Origin of the sequence: Chitinophaga sp. (assembly GCF_035538455.1) — a bacterium.
Classification (GTDB): domain Bacteria; phylum Bacteroidota; class Bacteroidia; order Chitinophagales; family Chitinophagaceae; genus Chitinophaga.
In genome coordinates, this window is the sequence record NZ_DATLKJ010000197.1 from 1 (window position 1) to 17,437 (window position 17,437).

Genomic DNA, 17,437 nt, shown 5'->3' on the forward strand with positions numbered 1-17,437 from the left:
TTCAAATTAAATTTGGTTAATTTGAAAAAACGCTTACTTTTGCAATCCGTTTTACGGAGTTGCCCAGATGGCGAAATTGGTAGACGCACTGTGTTCAGGTCGCAGCGCCTGCAAGGGTGTGCTGGTTCGAATCCAGTTCTGGGCACATTTCTTCGGAAATGAATAAAAAGGCTACAATCGTAGCCTTTTTTATTTTACCTGATATACAAGCCATCGCCTCAGCCCCAATGAAATGAAATTTCCTACATACGCTCCTGTCTTTTTATTCTCCTCCATCGGGCGTATGCCTTGTAAAAAAATACAGCACCCGTAAGTAATAAAAAAGCGAGTATCCCCCATTTACCAACATGTCTGTAAAGTAACTGCTGGAAGTTATTCATTTCGATAATGCCGCCAGCTGCCTCCCATTTTTGTATTCTAATGAATTGATAAAAGCCGGCGCCAGCAAAAAACAACCCGATAAGCCCATTGATGCCCACCCTGAAGTAAGGTTCTTTTCTATTACCTTCGTATATGTGATCCCCCACAAAATGCTCGTCGTCTTTGCCTGTTTTCATCTCTTCTAAAGTTTATTTTCTGTAAATCATTTGTACATTCCCCAAATGCTTGTTATTAGGCGCAGTAAATCTTAGATTTTTGTAGTCCATCATAGAAAATGACGTTTCATTACCCGGTTTAAAATCTACATCAGCCATAGGTACTTCACTGGCATTGGCAGGAACATCGATACTCTTATCCGAGGCTATAGCTTTTACCACGTTAGTAGCAGCATCTATAACCGTTATTTTGAATAACGCCTGTTTGTGATCATCGAAAAGATATACCAGCACTAAGTCCCCCGTTTGGGGGCTGCCCGCAAATTGCTCAGACTGCCGTACCTGTTCCTCCCTGCTGATGCCGTTCTTAGCAGTTTGCTCAGGCCCTATCCGGTGGTAAATAAATAGGCCTGCCAGGAACAAGAAAATGGCCCCAAAGAATATGATATTCAGCCAGATCAGGATTTTCCCTATTTTTCCCGCTTTAAAAGAAGTCTTTACAGTTATCTGTTTCTTTTCAGCATTGTAAAAGGCGGTCAGTTCTTTATCCCAACGTACAACCGGTACATCCTGATGACAATTTTTACAACAGACGGAAGCCGTTATCTTTTTTGTATCACGTACCCAGCCTGCCTCCAGCTGCAGTTGATAAAAGCTCATCTCCATTTGGCCCTTGGCCTTACAAAGAGGACATTGTACATCGGGTGCAGGAATCGTTTTAAGGAAGAGATGATTTTTGTTTACTCTTACGATTACTATCATGGTATAATAAATTTTGGGCTATTCCTGTACGGTGATAAGGTGCGGTTGTTCATAAAGTGTAGTAATATGCCAGGTGATATTACCCGGCACAAATATGCACCCGCCTCCCTTGATTTTCCAAACAATACCGGCTACAATGTGTCTATTCCTTTTGACACAGACGTCTACAATACGACTACATCAAAAAATAGCCGGTGCAATTTGGCGCCATATTATTCCATCACCAACTGATCCGGTACTGTTCCCGTCCCCCTACAGTCCTTATCTGTGCTGTAATCCAGGCGACAAGGTGGACTTAATACAGGAGTGTTCACCAGATATATGGCCCTGAAGCAGTGCCAGTCCGCCTTTACTCCTGGATTACCCCATATCAGGTCCGCATCAAGCCCACGTCAAGTCCGTATTTACTTCGATATTACTTCCTTATACATTCACGATTACTATACTATACAGGCGGGGCAACACTTTGATAACAACTGCAAAACATCTTCTCATTTCAATGGCCGTTTCTCCGGATTTGCCTACATTGCCTGCCTAATAACCGCTATTTAAGATACCACATGGAACTAACAACATTAGCACCACAGTCTCTATGGCATTATTTCAGCCAGCTGAATGCCATCCCACGGGCTTCCAGAAAAGAAGAAAAGGTAATCGCCTTTATTGAGGCTTTTGGCCAACAGCTGGGCCTGGAAACGAAAAAGGACGCCGTCGGTAATGTGCTCATCAAAAAGCCGGCAACACCCGGTATGGAAAACCGTCAGACAGTAATCCTCCAGTCTCACGTGGATATGGTCCATCAGAAAAATGGAGATACCCCATTCGACTTTGATACCCAGGGTATCGATATGTATGTGGATGGCGACTGGGTACGGGCCCACGGCACTACGCTGGGCGCAGATAACGGTATCGGAGTAGCCGCTATCATGGCTATCCTGGCAGCTACCGATGTACAGCATCCTGCTATTGAAGCCATGTTCACGATCGACGAAGAAACCGGTATGACAGGCGCCATGCAACTGGACCCTGCACCCTATACCGGAAAAATATTGCTCAATCTCGATACGGAAGAAGAAGACGAGATCACCATTGGTTGCGCCGGCGGCCTCGACACCAATACCGAAGGCACTTACCAGCAAGTACCAGCTCTGGCCGGAGGCGCAGCATTTGACATCACCATCAAAGGTCTGTTAGGAGGCCACTCCGGTATGGATATCATCCGTGGCAGAGGCAATGCCAACAAACTAATGAACCGCCTGCTGTACAGGGCACACCAGTCCTTCGATCTGCAGCTGGCTACCCTCGATGGCGGCAGCCTGCGGAATGCTATCCCGCGCGAATCCCGCGCCACTGTGGTAGTGCCGGGCGCAGATAAAGCAGCTTTCGGGGAATTGGTGCTTGCATTCGCCGCTACGCTGAAAGAAGAATATAAAACGATAGAGGCTGATCTGACAATAGACATTGTTCCAGGTAACACACCTGCTTCAGTGATGGAGCCCGCATATTTCACGCAGGTGCTCCGTGCCATCTATGCCGTACCCAATGGCGTATTCCGCATGAGTCCCGATTTTGCCAGGTTGGTGGAAGCCTCCACCAACCTGGCGAAAGTGAGTATTAAAGATGGCCTGTTCATCACGCAATCACTCCAACGCAGCAACGTAGACAGCACCAAGGAAGACGTAGCCCTGGCCGTGAAGTCTACTTTTGAAAACATAGGCTGCGAAGTCACTCAGACTGGCGGCTATCCTGGCTGGAAACCCAACCCGGATTCTGCTATCCTGAAACAGATATTATCCCTGTATAACGATCACTTCGATCACCAGCCTAAAGTAGGCGCAATACATGCCGGACTGGAATGCGGTATCCTGGGAGCTTTACTTAATGGACCGGATATGATCTCTTTTGGTCCTACCATCCGCGGCGCCCATTCTCCAAAGGAATGTGTACAGATCTCTTCCGTAGAGCGGTTTTATGGTTTTTTGCTGCACATTTTGCGCGAGATACCTGGAAAGTAATCGCTACTGCATAACGCTGAAGAAAAGGTTTGTAAGTTATACTTACAGACCTTTTTTGCTTCTAGTTTCCAAGCTCAAATAACTTAGTTTATAATACAATAGTGCCGCATAGCCGCACCCAATTGGGGTATTTTGTTACTAGCTCCAAATCTTCGTCACATAACGAATTTTAAATGCTGAACAAATACCCTATGGCATTGCCCCAGCTAAAGACAAGGGTGAACACTTAAAAAAACTACCACGTATGAAAAAGTTAAAACCAGCGAAAAAATTGAACTTAGAACGTATTAGGATTGCCAATCTTTCTAATGTGAAAGGCGGATACAAGGAAACAGAAGCATCCAATGCGTCAACCTGTGTAGCGTCCTGTGGAGAATGCAGTGCAATCACTTGTAGGGGCCAGATGTCATGTGCATCGGACCCACATCACTGTGAAGCGGATGCCTGATCCCGGCCATGAAAAAAGCTATTAAGGGTCACTGCCTGACCCGAAAAACGAAAGTGGGTAATCTCAAAAGAGATACCCTCTTTCGTTTATAGAAGCTATAGTTCTATGCACAAGCCCGTTGAGTCAGTTGAAAAACAGCAAATAAAATTCTAACTATATAAAAACACGTATTTTTATTACGCCCTTTCCAGGTAAACAAGGAGAATCTTTTACAGACAGTCAATTTCATCAGTATCTACAAACGTAAAACTCAACAACTGAAATGGATAACACCAGAGTTTACAGAATGTCTTTTGCAAGTGTTTATCCGCACTACATTCAGAAAGCGGAAAAAAAAGGACGAACCATTGATGAAGTAAATGAAATCATATTTTGGTTGACCGGATATGATAAACAAACATTGCAACAACACATCGACAATAAAACTGATTTTGAAAACTTCTTTGCCCAGGCTCCACAACTAAACCCCAATGTTTCAAAAATTACCGGTGTAATTTGTGGCTACCGGGTAGAAGAAATCGAAGATAAACTAATGCAAAAAGTACGATACTTAGATAAACTGATTGACGAACTGGCAAAAGGGAAAGCAATGGATAAGATTCTAAGGAAGTAAGGAGCGCATCCAGCCCCGGCCTCTATATACTACCCAATCCCTCAACTCACTATAACTATGAACATCGACTTAAAGAAGTTAAATTTCAATGATCTGCTCCAACTCGACAATTCGATAAATATCGACGAGTACACCTTCAATTCTTACCTGCTGAATCAGCGCCATAAGATTACCGGCTATTGTGTAAGATGTGAGACAAACGGCTGTAACACCTGCCCGTCTGATAGCAGCTATACTTTACAAAATATCTCGCATGGTGCAACAACAGAAGATCTCCTGCATGCTACTGATCAACTCAATATCGATTTTACGGAGTGGCACACTGAAGGCGTATTGTTTCTGATGGAAAGCCCAAGCAAGGACTATGATATTTATGAGGATGTTGTTTTCAATGGCTATACCAAACGCCCTACCAAATTATGGTATTGGATTCATGAACCACAACAGAAATATAATTATCCGGAACAATTCATAGGAGGAACCTACGGCAAACTCTTCAACAGTATTGTCTTTACATTCCAACTAAAGAATGCATATCTGACTAATTTAGTTAAATGTGGCTTAAACGATGTAAATGATAACTATAAAGGGCTTAAAGATTATAATCCGGCATGTGTAAAGAACTGCTACGAGAGTTTTCTTAAGAAAGAAATCGAAATAATCAATCCAAAAGTCATCTTTTGCTTTGGCAGCAGGGTTTATAATTTTTTATGGGACCAGTATGAGAAAGACGACTTCCCCTGGATAGTAATACCTTTACCACATCCTGCGAGAGGGCGAAATGGATTTACTCCCGACTTGTTCAGGCACTCCTACTTTTCAATGATTGTTGAAGGACTTTACGAAGCAAAAATTCTCTCACTCGCTGATGCTGAAAAAAAATATGGAGAGTTCTTAACTTTATCCAGAAGGAAGAATGGTTAATCATATTTATACACGAAAGGCTTGTAAGTTTTACTTACAAGCCTTTCGTAATTTAAGTCATGTACAATTCTCTATCACCATCCTTCCTTGCGTGGTATCACCTCTTCTATCACCTGCCCTGTAGCGCCACTGGGCATCTGTATATGCAATAATGCGCAGAGCGTTGGGGCAATATCTGTAATACTGATATTACGATGACTGTTGCCGTTTGTTATATGCCAGCCAAACCATATCAAGGGAATATGGGTATCATAAGGATACATGGTGCCATGTGTAGTGCCCATGATACTGCCATTCTTTACACCCGGTGCAGGCACTACCATCATATCTCCGCTGCGTTTGGTGTGCAGGCCGTTTAAGTACATGGCATTGAACGGTGCAGGAAGATAACCATTATGGATTTCATCCGTTGTAACAACATCCCCGACACCCGGAAGTGTTTTCAACTGCGCCTTAATGAACTGCCGTATATTGGCCAGTGAAACACCTGCTTTACTGATAGCGGCTGTATCCAGGTATAGTTGCGAACCAGCATCAGAGAGAATAGCCCTGGAAATACTGAACTGTTTATTGATAGCTTCGTTCAATGCAATTGCCCGGCTCATCTTCTCCGCTATGCCTGGCAGGTGGTGATCCTGCAGGAATCCCGGCGAATTGATGGCGCCATGATCTGCAGTAAGGAACACGAGGTAATCGTTGCCATATCGTTGGTCCAGCCAACGGAGGAATGCACCTAACTCTTTGTCCAGCCGAAGGTACATATCTTCCATTTCAATCGCATCCGGGCCAAAGCTGTGGCCGGAAATGTCTGGTGTAGAGAAGCTAAGCGCCACCATGTCTGTTACATTTCTCCCCAGCCCATAACCCTGAATAGCGGCCTTCGCAAAGTCAAATGTGAGCGTATTACCCCAGGGTGAATATTTCAGCAGGTCATAATCCTTCCCGCTGTTAAATTGATGAATGAACACTGGTTTGTCTTCTCCCGGTATAGGTACTTCATAATGTCTATCATCGGCCGTGCTGGCGGTATAGGAAGAAATCGGGTATAACGTTTTCCAGGGCAGCTGTATATATTTTGCAGCGCGTTGCTCTTTATTAAAAGCAGCTGCCCACGATGGCAGACTATTCATGTACCAGGTGCTGCTAGTGAAATTACCGGTGGCATCATCGTACCAAAAGGCCGCATCTGCACCCTGACCGGCGGGCAATATAGCTGCCCTGTCTTTCAATGCTATGCCTACTACCCTGCTCTGGAAACCAGTACCGATACATAGTTCATCGCCTACAGTTGTAGACTGCAAGTTGCGCGGCGACATCCCACCTGCCAGTGTTTTACCTGTACCAATAGTATTTACAGTACTATCGTATACACAGTATACTGACCGGCCCGATTTCCGGTCGTACCAATCGTTGCCGATAATACCATTCATGGCAGGACCAGTGCCGGTATATACCGCTGCATGCCCACAGGCAGTAACAGAGGGAACATAATTGATCATCGTCTGCTCGCAGCTGAAACCTTCGCGAAGCAGACGTTTAAAACCGGTGTTACCGTAACGGTCATAATAGCGGTACAGATAATCCCATCGCATCTGGTCTACCATAATACCTACTACAAGTTTGGGCCGGTCCAGCTGTTGTGCACAGAGGCTGTTGCCGGCAATCAGGATTGCCAGCAACAGTATTATATGGGTTTTCATGCGGGTTTGTGTTCTTTGAATTTATTGATCTTGCCGTTACGTTTCTCGAGTATAAAGGCATCAAATAGTTCACCGGTAGCCAGGTATGATCTGAAGTCAAGCTGGTCGTTATCAATCGTCACAAGGTGATACATTTGCAGATGCCCGGTTACAATATCTGCCCATTCCATTTTCTCATACTCATACATTTTTGATCCGCTTACAGATACTACATAGGCCGTGCCGTATGGCGCAATCTGCTGCATACCTCTGCCATAGGCATGATCATGCCCCTGTAACACAATATCAACTTTATATTTATCGAAAAGCGGCTTAAACCAGGTCTTCACTTTTTCATTGTTCCTCCCCTTTTTGGTGGAGAAAACCGGATGATGCATCGTTACAACTGTCCACTTATTGGGATTTGCGGCGAGCGTATTTTCGAGCCATTGCTGTTGTGCGTATAATAATGATGCAGAAGTCGCTTCCTCCATCATCATGGTATTGAGGCTGATAAAGCGTACCCCCTGTACATCAGAATAAAATACAGAGCCTTCCAATGCATCGAGGCCGGTACCATTTTCAGGGAGTGCAAACTGCTTTTTCCAATGAACGGACAAATGAGGAAAACCATCTTCATGCGTATATTCATGATTGCCCGGTGTCACTAGTGATGGAATGCTTCCATGTATATACCCGCCGGCTTCAAACCATTGTCCCCATTCATCATCGTTATTGGCGCGGTTAACTAGGTCGCCGGCATGAATGATCAGTTGCGCATCCGGCAGCTGGGCATAGGCTTTCCTGATCACACGGCTCCAGAATGGCCTGATACCTACCTGTGCATCGCCGAGGTAAATGAATGAGAGCCTGCCGGTAGTTGCTGCTGTACGGAACTGCAGCCATTCGCTCCAGCCATCTTCATTACCTACGCGGTAAGTATACAGCGTAGCTGGCTGAAGCCCCATGAGCATTATGCTATGATAATAGACCTGCAGCGTGTCATATTGCAACGCCATTGTTTTAGCCGATACCCGGGTTACCTTTGCGACAAATTCCGGATGCGCATCTGCTTTTGCATATTCAACATATGTAATTGCAACCGTGCTGGTACGCCAGGTAATGGCCGCCGTAGTAGCCGGATCCTTGGTAATATTCAGTACGATCCGGTCAGGGATTACCGATGCGGCGTAAGCCGGATTCAGTATAGATGACGCAGGCCCCTCAGCCATTGCCAGCCCGGTCGTACCTGCCAATGGCAGCAGTACACCGGCTTTCATCATATTACTGAGAAAATTCCTTCTACCTAATACATTCTTTTCCATATTCAATGATTCTTATCTCAGGTACCACATTTTTGTGTTGATATCATCCGGTCCAAATATCTTAACCGCAGCGTTGTAGTTGTCCAGGTTTACATCCTGCTCAGTGGCTGGCCAGGCGTATCTTACCGGGAAGGTCTTCTGGAAAGCCATCGGGCCTACAACAAATGCAGGGTAACCGGTACGTCGGAAATCAAACCAGCCTTCAGCACCGCGGAATGTCATGGCAATCCATTTCTGCGTGATGAGCTGCTCAAGTGTTCCATTATATTTCACTATTGACTGATCATAATAGCCACGGCGCTGTGCTTCTGCCTGCAGCCCATAATACTCCATGGATGACTTTATACCGTTGTTATACATACCTTCAGCAGTATTACCAGGCATCGTTACTTTACCCAGCTGCATGGCTTCTGCTGTTATGAAACAGAGTTCCGCATACAGCATCATACTGGCTTTGAAGAGAGCAGGCTTATTCTGCCGGAAGAAAGAAGATAATGTAGATTGATGTGACTCTCCTCCATTATAATCACCGGGATTTGTATAGGCGTGAGGGATACCCACGTATTTATTTTTATCAACGGTAGCACCATCAGTACTGGCCACGGGGGCAATCCAAAGCTCCAGTCTGGGATCATTCCGCGAGAATAAAACATCTACCAGTTCTTTGCTGGCTTTCGTTTTCTGAAAATCATTATCAATCATGTTTATTGGTCCACCAGCCCAGCTATCGTCTTTCTTAACACCGAGATAAGGCACTTCAGCATTGTCCATATTACTTTCCATAATGGGATACTCAGCTTTGTTGCTCAGTATTTCCTGCATCTCTGTCCAGGCTGACGGGTATTTTTTTGAGCAACGGAGCAGCAACCGCAGACGCAGTGAGTTAGCCAGTTTACGCCATTTCATCGCATCTCCGGCAAACATGGCATCTGCTTTTGGATCGATACCAGTACCGTTATTCTTAAGTTCTGCATTGGCCTCTTTCAGCAGTGTAAGCACACTGCCGTAAATATCTTCCTGTTTGTCGTAGGTAGGTTTGATATTGCCATTCTCTACTGACTGCAACGCTTTGGAATAAGGGACATCGCCATAGAGATCGGTCAGGTAAGCCATATTGAATGCTATCAGCACCTTACCCACAGCAATGTATGCAGGCTGTTTGGTACCGGCGGCTTCCTGCTGCATGGTCTTAACGATCATCGCACGCTGATAAATATCCGACCAGTCAACGGCTGTCCATCGGAACAATTCATAGTCATTATTTCTGATCAGCGTAATATATCTTCCCAATGCTGCCGGCCTTCTTGCAAACCCATTCTCCGCATAGGCATATGCTGTTTGTGTGATTACTTCTGTCAGGTGATATTCCGGTCTGGTAACAGATGGATTGTTCGGGTTGGTATTAATACTTTCAAAGTCTTTCGTGCAGCCAGTAAACATCAGCGCTGACAGCAGACCTACAATTATTTTATGTGGTTTCATGATATTCATAAATTAGAAATTGCAACTCAGTTTAGCGCCGTACGATCTTGTGCCAGGCAGTGTCCAATGTCCAACACCCTGGTAGCGTTGACCGGCAAGACTCATGGTGATCTCGGGATCATATCCATTCCCCGCCGCCGTCCAGGTATACAGGTTGTTGCCGATCAGTGAAAGCGACAGACTGCTCAGGAAGGGAATCCGGCGCATTACATTTCTGCCGAAGGCATACGTAACTGATACTTCTTTCAGTTTCACATATGTTGCACTATAGGTTTCGTTTTCGTAATATTTCCAGTATTTGTTGTCGTAATAATCTGCTGCGGCGATGATGATATCATTGGGTTTATAAGTGCCATTCCCTTTGTCTACCACACCTTCCATGATCATTCCGTCGCTACGCACAACACCATTGGCATCGGTCCAGGTAAGACCGCCATGCTCAGTATCTCTTCCGCGTAGGGTGTTGGTAGTACGGCCGTCCTGGATAAGGCTTTTGGCTACATAAGAATAGTAGGAACCACCCTGACGCCAGTCGATCAGGAAGTTGAGGGTAAGGTTTTTGTAGTGCAGGTTGTTGTTAAACCCAATCATGAAATCAGGATTATAGTTACCGATCTTCACCAGCTCCGGGTCCTGTTGTTGCAGACCGTTGCTGTTCAGCAGTGCTTGTCCTGCGTAGGGGCCTTCTTTTACTTTCATCCAGCTTCTGCTGTAGAAGTCGCCCATTTTGGTGCCTTCCTTAATCAGGTATACAATGTTATTTCCATCAGTGCTTCCCAACATGTAGCTGGTAACAGCGGGCGTCAGTGAGATTACCTTATTCTGGTTACGTGTAAGGTTGATGTCAGATTTCCAGGTAAACTTTCCTTTTACAGGAACGGTGTTCACCGCTATTTCCCAGCCACTGTTCTGAATATTACCCGCGTTGACGAGCATACTGTTTGCACCGGAAGCAATTGTAGTAGGTACCTGGATGATCTGGTTCCTGTTGTTAGTTTTGTACCAGGTAACGTTGAGGCCTAAACGATCTTTGAAGAAACTTACATCCAGTCCCCCTTCATAGGAAGTGGCGATTTCAGGTTTCAGCAGGCTGTTTCGCTGGCTGAAGCTGATAGTAGCGCGCTTCACGGTACCCCAGTCAGTATCGAACGGCATCGTGTTATACAACTGGTAAGGATCTGTGTCCGAACCTACCTGCGACCAGTTGGCTCTCAGCTTCAGGTAAGAGAGCTGCCGCCATTGGATGTTCAGCATGTCCGACAGAATAGCACTCACTGATACAGACGGATAGAAGTACGAATTGTTCGATTGTGGTAATGTACTGCTCCAATCATTCCTTGCTGTAAGGTTCAGAAAAATATAATCGTTGTAACTGATCTCACTCATCCCATATATACTGTTAATGCGTTTATGGGATTTTGATTGTGTGTTGATAACCGATCCCGCAGCGGCATTTGAAAGATTGTAGACACCAGGAAGTGTAAGGCTTCCGGCGGATTGCTGATTGGATTGCAGCTGTTGATCCATACGGTTGCCACCTACTGCTACAGACAATTTAAGATTATGCTTCAGTTCAGGCTTGTAGGTGAGCAGGAAGTCACTGTTCTGTTCTTTGAACTGATTGTTCTCCAGCACATACGCCCCTTTGGGATTCCTTTTGGCGCTGAACGGGCGTTTCTGGTCTTCCGAAAGAGAATAATAGTCCAGACCGGTACGCAGCATCAGGGTCAGGTCTTTGTGAAGATCCATTTGTACCTGAACGTTGCCGGTGATACGGTTACGGTTATAGCTGTTGGTTTCTTCGTATGCAATGAGGTAAGGATTGTCGTCAGTGCTGTAGGGATTGTACTGCTGTAGGCCTTCCTTACCGGGCGCCCAATAGTTGCGTAAAGCATGAATATCCACGTTTGGCGCAAGTTTATACGTCTGCATCGTCACACTCTCTGTGTATGCAGAGGGGCGGTTATCGCTTGTGCTGTTGGTATAGGCGATATTACTGCTGATGTGGATAGATTTATTGAGATGATAGGTACCGGAGAAAGTCAGGTTATTACGCTTCATATCAGTATTGGGAACGATGCCCTGGTTCTGCATATTGGCATATGAAATCCTGAAGTTGCCGGCATCTCCGTTTTTTGACACAGCAATGTTGTTTGTAAACGTACGCCCGGTACGGAAGAAGTCCTTCACGCGGTTCGGATAGGACTTCCATTCCAGTGGAACAGGTTTGCCATTTTCATCGATAGGGCTGTTCCATTGTACCAGTTTACGGCCGGTATTCAGCTTGGGGCCCCAGGCAGAGGTGCTGAGAGTATTATCAGTTCCGGGCCAATCGCCACTGCCGAACTCATTCTGGAAATCGGGAAACATCCATGCCTTATCGAACATCACGGTGGAGTTAAAACTAACGCCCAGCCCCTTCTTTGCAGCGCCGGATTTGGTTGTAATAAGGATCACGCCGGAACCTGCACGGCTACCATAGAGTGCAGCGGCGCTGGCGCCTTTCAATACAGTAATGCTGGCGATATCGTCTGCACTGATATCACTGATAGGACTGCCATAATCAATGGTTTGTTTTCCATCTACAGCCTGTGCAGGATTCTGTATGGCGGGGGCCACCGGCACCCCGTCAATAACATATAATGGTTGGTTGTCTTTACTGATAGATGATTGTCCGCGTATCGTTACCATCACACTTGAACCCGGGTCTGAACCGGTGCTGCGGATACTCACGCCGGGCACACGTGCTGCCAGGCTGTTCATCACATTGGGTTGCGGTACATCGCCTACGTCCTTTGAAGATAGCTGTGAGATAGCATATCCCAGGTTACGCTCCGCTTTCTTAATACCGAGTGCAGTGACAACCACTTCCCCCAACGCCTTGGTAGAAGGTGGTGGTAGTTCAGTAGATTGAACGGCAGGAGGATCTTGCTTCTTAACGGATGGCGCCACGCTGAGAATAGCGTAGTTATTAACAATACGGCATTGTATAGATGCGTCAGTAGCCAGCCAGCTAAGCGCTTCTTTAAGTGTAACGGTATTCCTGCGAACATGTATTGTGCGCGAAAGCAAAACATTGACTTCTTCATCAAATGTCACCTGCAGCTGTTGCTGGGCTTTCATCTGCTGGATGAATTGCCTTACCGTGAGACTACTGCCACTGAAATTCAGCATGCGGTCCAATGGTTGCTGCGCCAACAGCCGGGTGCTGACCGACAGAAGAAAAAACAACATCAGTATCCGATGCAGTAAAATTGTTTTCATTATTTTACAATTGATTTAGGTGCAGGTGGTTTAAGCCTGCATTTCAGGTTACTTGGCTGATAAACCAGTCAGTTGCTATTTAAGCGCCCCGTTGCACCGGGGCGTTTAACTTTTAGTAAATCACGATCATATCTTTTTCCTGCCGGTACCGGAACCCTGCTGTCTGCGAGAGAATATCCATGACAGCCAATAATGGCAGCTGCTTAAACTCAGCAGTGACACGCTTTTGAAGCAGCCCTTTTCTTTCTATTCTGATTTGTGTTTTATACCATTGCTCCAGGTCTGTGCATACCGTAACCAGCTTCTCCTGATCGAAGGTGAGCTTGCCGGAGATCCATGCTGTTACAGCATCCGTCTCGATGGTAGCCACGCGGAAACCGCCGGCCTGTTTATCAATAGTGACCTGCTGATTGGGTTGAAGGTCTGTCAGCCACTGGCTGTGATCATCCAGCAGTCTTACTTTTCCGGAGAGTAGTGTGACAGCCAGCGACTGCCTGTCATCCACCTGAAAAGATGTACCTAGTACCTGGGTGGTGTATTTCCCGGTGATGACAAGGAATGGCCGGTCGGCAGCAGATGTAATGTTGAAGAATGCACGGCCGGTGAGGCGGATTTTCCTGACAGCCGTATTGAAATCCTTTATATAACTAATAGAAGACCCCGGGAAGATGACTACACTGGAACCATCCGGCAATCGCAGCTGCTGAGGAGCGCCCGGGGCAGCAGTAACAGTCTGCCACGCCAGCGTGCCTGCCTGCCGTTGCGGTTTAAAAAACAACCAGCCTCCTATCGTCATGATCAGCAACAGCGTAGCCGCCGCAGCTATTAGCGGATATAATTTCCGGCGTTTGGTATCCATACCGGCCAGGCGACGAAACTGTTGCCAATCGCTGTCTGATGTCTTGTCATACATAGCGTGACCAGTGTTTTCCCATGCAGCTTCCATGCACAACTGCACGAACGCGGGGTCTTTACCATTGGTGATATAGCTTTCAATATCCGCTTTGGTAGCGGGGTCTGAAATTTTCCCTTCAAAGTAGCTGGTCAGCAGGATGCTGTCTGGTTGGAAATCTGCCATAGTGATCGATTCATCCATAAGGACGCCGGTCAATGGCTGGTCAAACTATTGGGGGCGATGGAATTAATATTCAGTTAACATTGGCACAAAAATGACAGCCGCCAGCATGAGGAAGTCGGCGTAGTCATGCAGTTCCCTCCGGATGAATTTCAGCGATGCTGCTATATGGTTCTGCACCGTAAATATGGAAACATTTAGTAGCCCGGCTATCTCAGCATAACTCATACCACGCTCACGATTAAGGATAAACGCCTCCCGGCGGCGTGGCGGAAGCTTGTCGAGGCACGCCCGGTAGCGCGTCAACAGCTCCCGGTAGCTCACAACTTCAGTGGTATTCTCGGTGGCTTGCGCTTCTTCCTCCCGGGAACTGAGTGTCATCATAGTCTTCTTACGACGCAGCATGCTGACAGTTTCATGGCGCATCATTGTAAAAAGATAACTGTCGAAATCATTCAACGTGGCGATCCTTGATTTCTGTTGCCACACCTTCAACATTACATTCATGGCAAGCTCCTCGCTGATGGCAGGATCATCGGTAAAGCTCATGGTATAGCGCTTCAGACGGGGGAAATAGTATTCGAAGAGTGGTTTGAACTTCAGGTCATTTCCAGCCAGCCAGTCATACAACAGTTTCGGAATCATCGCAGCATCTTCCATCAGTAACTCAGTTTTGATGGCAGCAAAATTAACAGCGGAATATTAAGGGATTATTAATTCGTACCTGCGGGGATTGGCGGTAGGGATGCTGGTGCAGATTACAACGCCACTAACAACCCCTCCTTACATCTGACTACAACAAACGTAGATCCGGCTTCATGTATCTCTCTGCTACCTGTGAACTTTGCATCAATAAAAAAAGCAACATGAAAATCATTGTAACTGGCTCACTGGGCAATATCAGCAGACCATTGGCAGAAATATTAATAGCAGCGGGGCACGTTGTAACCGTTATCAGCAGCAACCCTGCAAAACAGCAGGAGATCAAAGCACTGGGCGCTATCCCCGCTATTGGCGAGCTGGAAGACGTTCCCTTTCTTATTGAAACCTTTACCAACGCAGACGCCGTCTATTGCATGACGCCATCCAACATCACAAAAGACCAGGATCAGATCTCGTATTACAGCAAAATCGGGAACAGCTATGCACAGGCTATCAGGCAAACAGGCATAAAGCACGCCGTCTACCTCAGCAGTTTCGGCGCTCATCTTGACAAAGGCACCGGGATCATTCTTGGGTCGCATCATGTGGAAGGCATACTGAATGAATTACCGGATACGACCCTCACACACATACGCCCTGCCTCCTTCTATTACAATCTGTACGCATTTGCAGATATGATAAAAGAGGCTGGCTTCATCGCAGCCAATTACGGCGGAGGAGATAATGTATTATGGGTTTCCCCGCTGGATATTGCCGCGGCGGTGGCAGAAGAAATAATCGGACCCGGCGGTAATAAAATTAATATAAGGTATGTAGCCAGCGATGAACGCAGCTGTAATGAAGTAGCACGTATATTAGGCGAAGCAATCGGCAAGCCGGATCTGAAGTGGCTTGTCGTTTCTGATGAACAGGCAATAGACGCACTGGAAGCCAAAGGACTCCCCACCCTGTTTGTAGCCCATCTCGTGGAATTGTATGCAGCTCTTCACAAGGGGATACTTACAGAGGATTATTACAAGCATCCACCCGTATCAATGGGGAAAGTTAAACTGGAAGATTTCGCAAAAGATTTCGCGCTTGTCTTCAACAAAAAATAATTACCTTATGATATGGCCGGCGTACAACCATTTAAACTAAAAACGATCAGCGAATATCATCAGCTCAGGAATCTGCCGAAGCCGGAACATCCGTTGATCAGTGTGGTCAATTTTGAGATGATCAAACAACTCAGCAGCGATGAGCCTAAAACCTTTATACAGGATTATTATGCGGTGGCACTGAAACGGAACTTCAGCGGTAAAATAAGATATGGCCAGCAGCAATATGATTTCAATGAAGGCACAATGTTCTTTATTGCGCCCAACCAGATATTCTCTATTGAAACAGATGAGGCGCTTCAGCACACAGGCTGGTTACTGCTGATCCATCCTGATTTTCTGTGGAATACATCGCTGGCAAAAACCATCGGGCAATATGAATACTTCAGCTATTCGGCAAATGAAGCGCTGCATCTTTCCGAGAAAGAAGAAGCCACTATTTCAGCCATCCTGCAAAATATTGAACGGGAATATCATGCTAATATAGACGAGTTCAGTCACCCCATCATTATTGCCCAGCTCGAACTACTATTCACTTATGCGGAAAGATTTTATCATCGTCAGTTCATTACGAGAAAGATCTCCAACCATAAGATCCTGAACCGGCTGGAAGCATTGCTGACAGACTATTTTAATAGTGATAGCCTGGCAACAAAAGGGTTGCCTACGGTACAGGACATTGCCGAAAACCTCCATGTATCGCCTAATTATCTGAGCGGACTTCTTAAAGTACTGACAGGAAAAAGTACACAACAACATGTACACGACAAACTGATGGAAAAAGCTAAAGAAAAATTGTCCACCACCAACCTATCCGTAAGTGAGATTGCCTATGAACTCGGATTTGAACATCCGCAGTCGTTCAGCAAATTATTCAAAACAAAAACCAATCTTTCACCACTGGAGTTCCGGCAGTCCTTCAACTGATAAATGATCATACAGCCGTCAAAATCCTTTCTTAGAGGAGATTTTGACGGCTGTTCAATTTACAATTCCTTAAGAAGAGAGCTACCGGAGAAAAAGTATCACGGGTTTTATGAAGAACAGCTATTTGCGGGTTCCATTATAATTCCGGCCAGCGGCCAGGTGGTTGACAGCATCCGCCATCCGTTGAATTCTCACCTCATTGACGGAAACCTCCAGTAGCCAGCGGACGCATTCCTGCTGCTCGGTAGAGGACAATTGATTAAAGGCGTTCCAGGCGGCGGGTTCGTCTTTCAGGCATTCTGTAAAATCTTCCGGCACAATTTCCAGCTTCCCGCTGGTATCATCATACAATATCACCCGTACATAATCACCTTCCTGCTTTCCTATCTTCTTACGTATCTCCGCTTTCACCGGAAGAAACAACACACCTTTGCCCATCGGCATAAGCGTATATTGTTTTAGTTCATAGGAATCAATAAACCCGCGGACTTTACGCCCACCGAAATAACTACTTTTATCTTTCGGAATGTCGGCGAGGCGAACGAAGGTCCACCCTCCTTTACCCTGAAATTTTTCCAGCTGCAGGTCTTTATCTATTAGCGGCAATTGTTCCATACTGCCATAAAA

At 46.0% G+C, this 17,437-nt stretch carries 14 protein-coding genes and 1 tRNA gene; 6 read left to right on the top strand and 9 right to left on the bottom strand.

What is annotated here, in order from left to right:
* Nucleotides 1–61 precede the first annotated feature (61 nt).
* Nucleotides 62–145, top strand: a tRNA-Leu gene (locus VM802_RS23590).
* 97 nt (nucleotides 146–242) lie between these two features.
* Here VM802_RS23590 and VM802_RS23595 read toward each other — a convergent pair.
* Nucleotides 243–557 (bottom strand): hypothetical protein, encoded by a 315-nt coding sequence (locus VM802_RS23595; protein WP_325535247.1) that lies wholly within the window; start codon nucleotides 555–557, stop codon nucleotides 243–245.
* Nucleotides 558–569: 12 nt separating this feature from the next.
* Nucleotides 570–1,298, bottom strand: coding sequence for a hypothetical protein (locus VM802_RS23600; RefSeq protein WP_325535249.1), 729 nt, complete (start codon nucleotides 1,296–1,298; stop codon nucleotides 570–572).
* 560 nt (nucleotides 1,299–1,858) lie between these two features.
* Here VM802_RS23600 and VM802_RS23605 point away from each other — a divergent pair.
* The 3 genes from VM802_RS23605 (at nucleotide 1,859) to VM802_RS23615 (ending at nucleotide 5,298) form a co-directional block, all read left to right on the top strand.
* A complete protein-coding gene (locus tag VM802_RS23605; protein ID WP_325535251.1) occupies nucleotides 1,859–3,313 on the top strand; it encodes an aminoacyl-histidine dipeptidase in 1,455 nt (484 codons plus the stop codon).
* Nucleotides 3,314–4,023: 710 nt separating this feature from the next.
* Nucleotides 4,024–4,374 (top strand): DUF2200 domain-containing protein, encoded by a 351-nt coding sequence (locus tag VM802_RS23610; protein WP_325535253.1) that lies wholly within the window; start codon nucleotides 4,024–4,026, stop codon nucleotides 4,372–4,374.
* A gap of 57 nt (nucleotides 4,375–4,431) precedes the next feature.
* A complete protein-coding gene (locus VM802_RS23615; RefSeq protein ID WP_325535255.1) occupies nucleotides 4,432–5,298 on the top strand; it encodes a uracil-DNA glycosylase family protein in 867 nt (288 codons plus the stop codon).
* A 74-nt stretch (nucleotides 5,299–5,372) separates the two neighbouring features.
* Here VM802_RS23615 and pafA read toward each other — a convergent pair whose 3' ends face one another.
* From pafA to VM802_RS23645, 6 genes are all read right to left on the bottom strand, one after another.
* Nucleotides 5,373–6,998 (bottom strand): alkaline phosphatase PafA, encoded by a 1,626-nt coding sequence (gene pafA, locus VM802_RS23620; protein ID WP_325535257.1) that lies wholly within the window; start codon nucleotides 6,996–6,998, stop codon nucleotides 5,373–5,375.
* Nucleotides 6,995–8,302 (bottom strand): purple acid phosphatase family protein, encoded by a 1,308-nt coding sequence (locus VM802_RS23625; RefSeq protein ID WP_325535259.1) that lies wholly within the window; start codon nucleotides 8,300–8,302, stop codon nucleotides 6,995–6,997. Before VM802_RS23625 ends, pafA begins: the two co-directional genes overlap by 4 nt.
* Before the next feature lie 12 nt (nucleotides 8,303–8,314).
* Nucleotides 8,315–9,784 carry a SusD/RagB family nutrient-binding outer membrane lipoprotein gene (locus VM802_RS23630; protein WP_325535261.1) on the bottom strand — a complete coding sequence of 490 codons (1,470 nt, stop codon included), beginning with the start codon at nucleotides 9,782–9,784 and terminating at the stop codon, nucleotides 8,315–8,317.
* A 12-nt stretch (nucleotides 9,785–9,796) separates the two neighbouring features.
* Nucleotides 9,797–13,048 (bottom strand): SusC/RagA family TonB-linked outer membrane protein, encoded by a 3,252-nt coding sequence (locus VM802_RS23635; protein ID WP_325535263.1) that lies wholly within the window; start codon nucleotides 13,046–13,048, stop codon nucleotides 9,797–9,799.
* 112 nt (nucleotides 13,049–13,160) lie between these two features.
* Nucleotides 13,161–14,126, bottom strand: coding sequence for a FecR family protein (locus tag VM802_RS23640; protein WP_325535265.1), 966 nt, complete (start codon nucleotides 14,124–14,126; stop codon nucleotides 13,161–13,163).
* A gap of 63 nt (nucleotides 14,127–14,189) precedes the next feature.
* Entirely contained in the window at nucleotides 14,190–14,783 is a 594-nt protein-coding gene (locus tag VM802_RS23645; protein ID WP_325535267.1) for an RNA polymerase sigma-70 factor, read from the bottom strand.
* 206 nt (nucleotides 14,784–14,989) lie between these two features.
* On the opposite strand from VM802_RS23645, the gene VM802_RS23650 reads away from it, so the two are divergent.
* Both VM802_RS23650 and VM802_RS23655 read left to right on the top strand, forming a co-directional pair.
* Complete coding sequence (locus VM802_RS23650; protein WP_325535269.1) at nucleotides 14,990–15,883, top strand: NmrA family NAD(P)-binding protein; 894 nt, start codon at nucleotides 14,990–14,992, stop codon at nucleotides 15,881–15,883.
* A 12-nt stretch (nucleotides 15,884–15,895) separates the two neighbouring features.
* Nucleotides 15,896–16,810: a helix-turn-helix domain-containing protein gene (locus VM802_RS23655; RefSeq protein WP_325535271.1), complete on the top strand. Its 915-nt coding sequence runs from the start codon at nucleotides 15,896–15,898 to the stop codon at nucleotides 16,808–16,810.
* A gap of 120 nt (nucleotides 16,811–16,930) precedes the next feature.
* Here the strand turns inward: VM802_RS23655 and VM802_RS23660 are convergent, their stop codons facing one another.
* Nucleotides 16,931–17,425 carry a YdeI/OmpD-associated family protein gene (locus VM802_RS23660; RefSeq protein WP_325535273.1) on the bottom strand — a complete coding sequence of 165 codons (495 nt, stop codon included), beginning with the start codon at nucleotides 17,423–17,425 and terminating at the stop codon, nucleotides 16,931–16,933.
* Nucleotides 17,426–17,437 lie beyond the last annotated feature (12 nt).

Bases quoted from the DNA above. Each gene is read 5' to 3' on its own strand.
- pafA (WP_325535257.1), bottom strand. From the start codon at position 6,998: ATGAAAACCCATATAATACTGTTGCTGGCAATCCTGATTGCCGGCAAC.
- VM802_RS23660 (WP_325535273.1), bottom strand. From the start codon at position 17,425: ATGGAACAATTGCCGCTAATAGATAAAGACCTGCAGCTGGAAAAATTT.
- VM802_RS23640 (WP_325535265.1), bottom strand. From the start codon at position 14,126: ATGGCAGATTTCCAACCAGACAGCATCCTGCTGACCAGCTACTTTGAA.
- VM802_RS23655 (WP_325535271.1), top strand. From the start codon at position 15,896: ATGGCCGGCGTACAACCATTTAAACTAAAAACGATCAGCGAATATCAT.
- VM802_RS23630 (WP_325535261.1), bottom strand. From the start codon at position 9,784: ATGAAACCACATAAAATAATTGTAGGTCTGCTGTCAGCGCTGATGTTT.
- VM802_RS23600 (WP_325535249.1), bottom strand. From the start codon at position 1,298: ATGATAGTAATCGTAAGAGTAAACAAAAATCATCTCTTCCTTAAAACG.
- VM802_RS23650 (WP_325535269.1), top strand. From the start codon at position 14,990: ATGAAAATCATTGTAACTGGCTCACTGGGCAATATCAGCAGACCATTG.
- VM802_RS23610 (WP_325535253.1), top strand. From the start codon at position 4,024: ATGGATAACACCAGAGTTTACAGAATGTCTTTTGCAAGTGTTTATCCG.
- VM802_RS23595 (WP_325535247.1), bottom strand. From the start codon at position 557: ATGAAAACAGGCAAAGACGACGAGCATTTTGTGGGGGATCACATATAC.
- VM802_RS23645 (WP_325535267.1), bottom strand. From the start codon at position 14,783: ATGGAAGATGCTGCGATGATTCCGAAACTGTTGTATGACTGGCTGGCT.
- VM802_RS23615 (WP_325535255.1), top strand. From the start codon at position 4,432: ATGAACATCGACTTAAAGAAGTTAAATTTCAATGATCTGCTCCAACTC.
- VM802_RS23635 (WP_325535263.1), bottom strand. From the start codon at position 13,048: ATGAAAACAATTTTACTGCATCGGATACTGATGTTGTTTTTTCTTCTG.
- VM802_RS23625 (WP_325535259.1), bottom strand. From the start codon at position 8,302: ATGGAAAAGAATGTATTAGGTAGAAGGAATTTTCTCAGTAATATGATG.
- VM802_RS23605 (WP_325535251.1), top strand. From the start codon at position 1,859: ATGGAACTAACAACATTAGCACCACAGTCTCTATGGCATTATTTCAGC.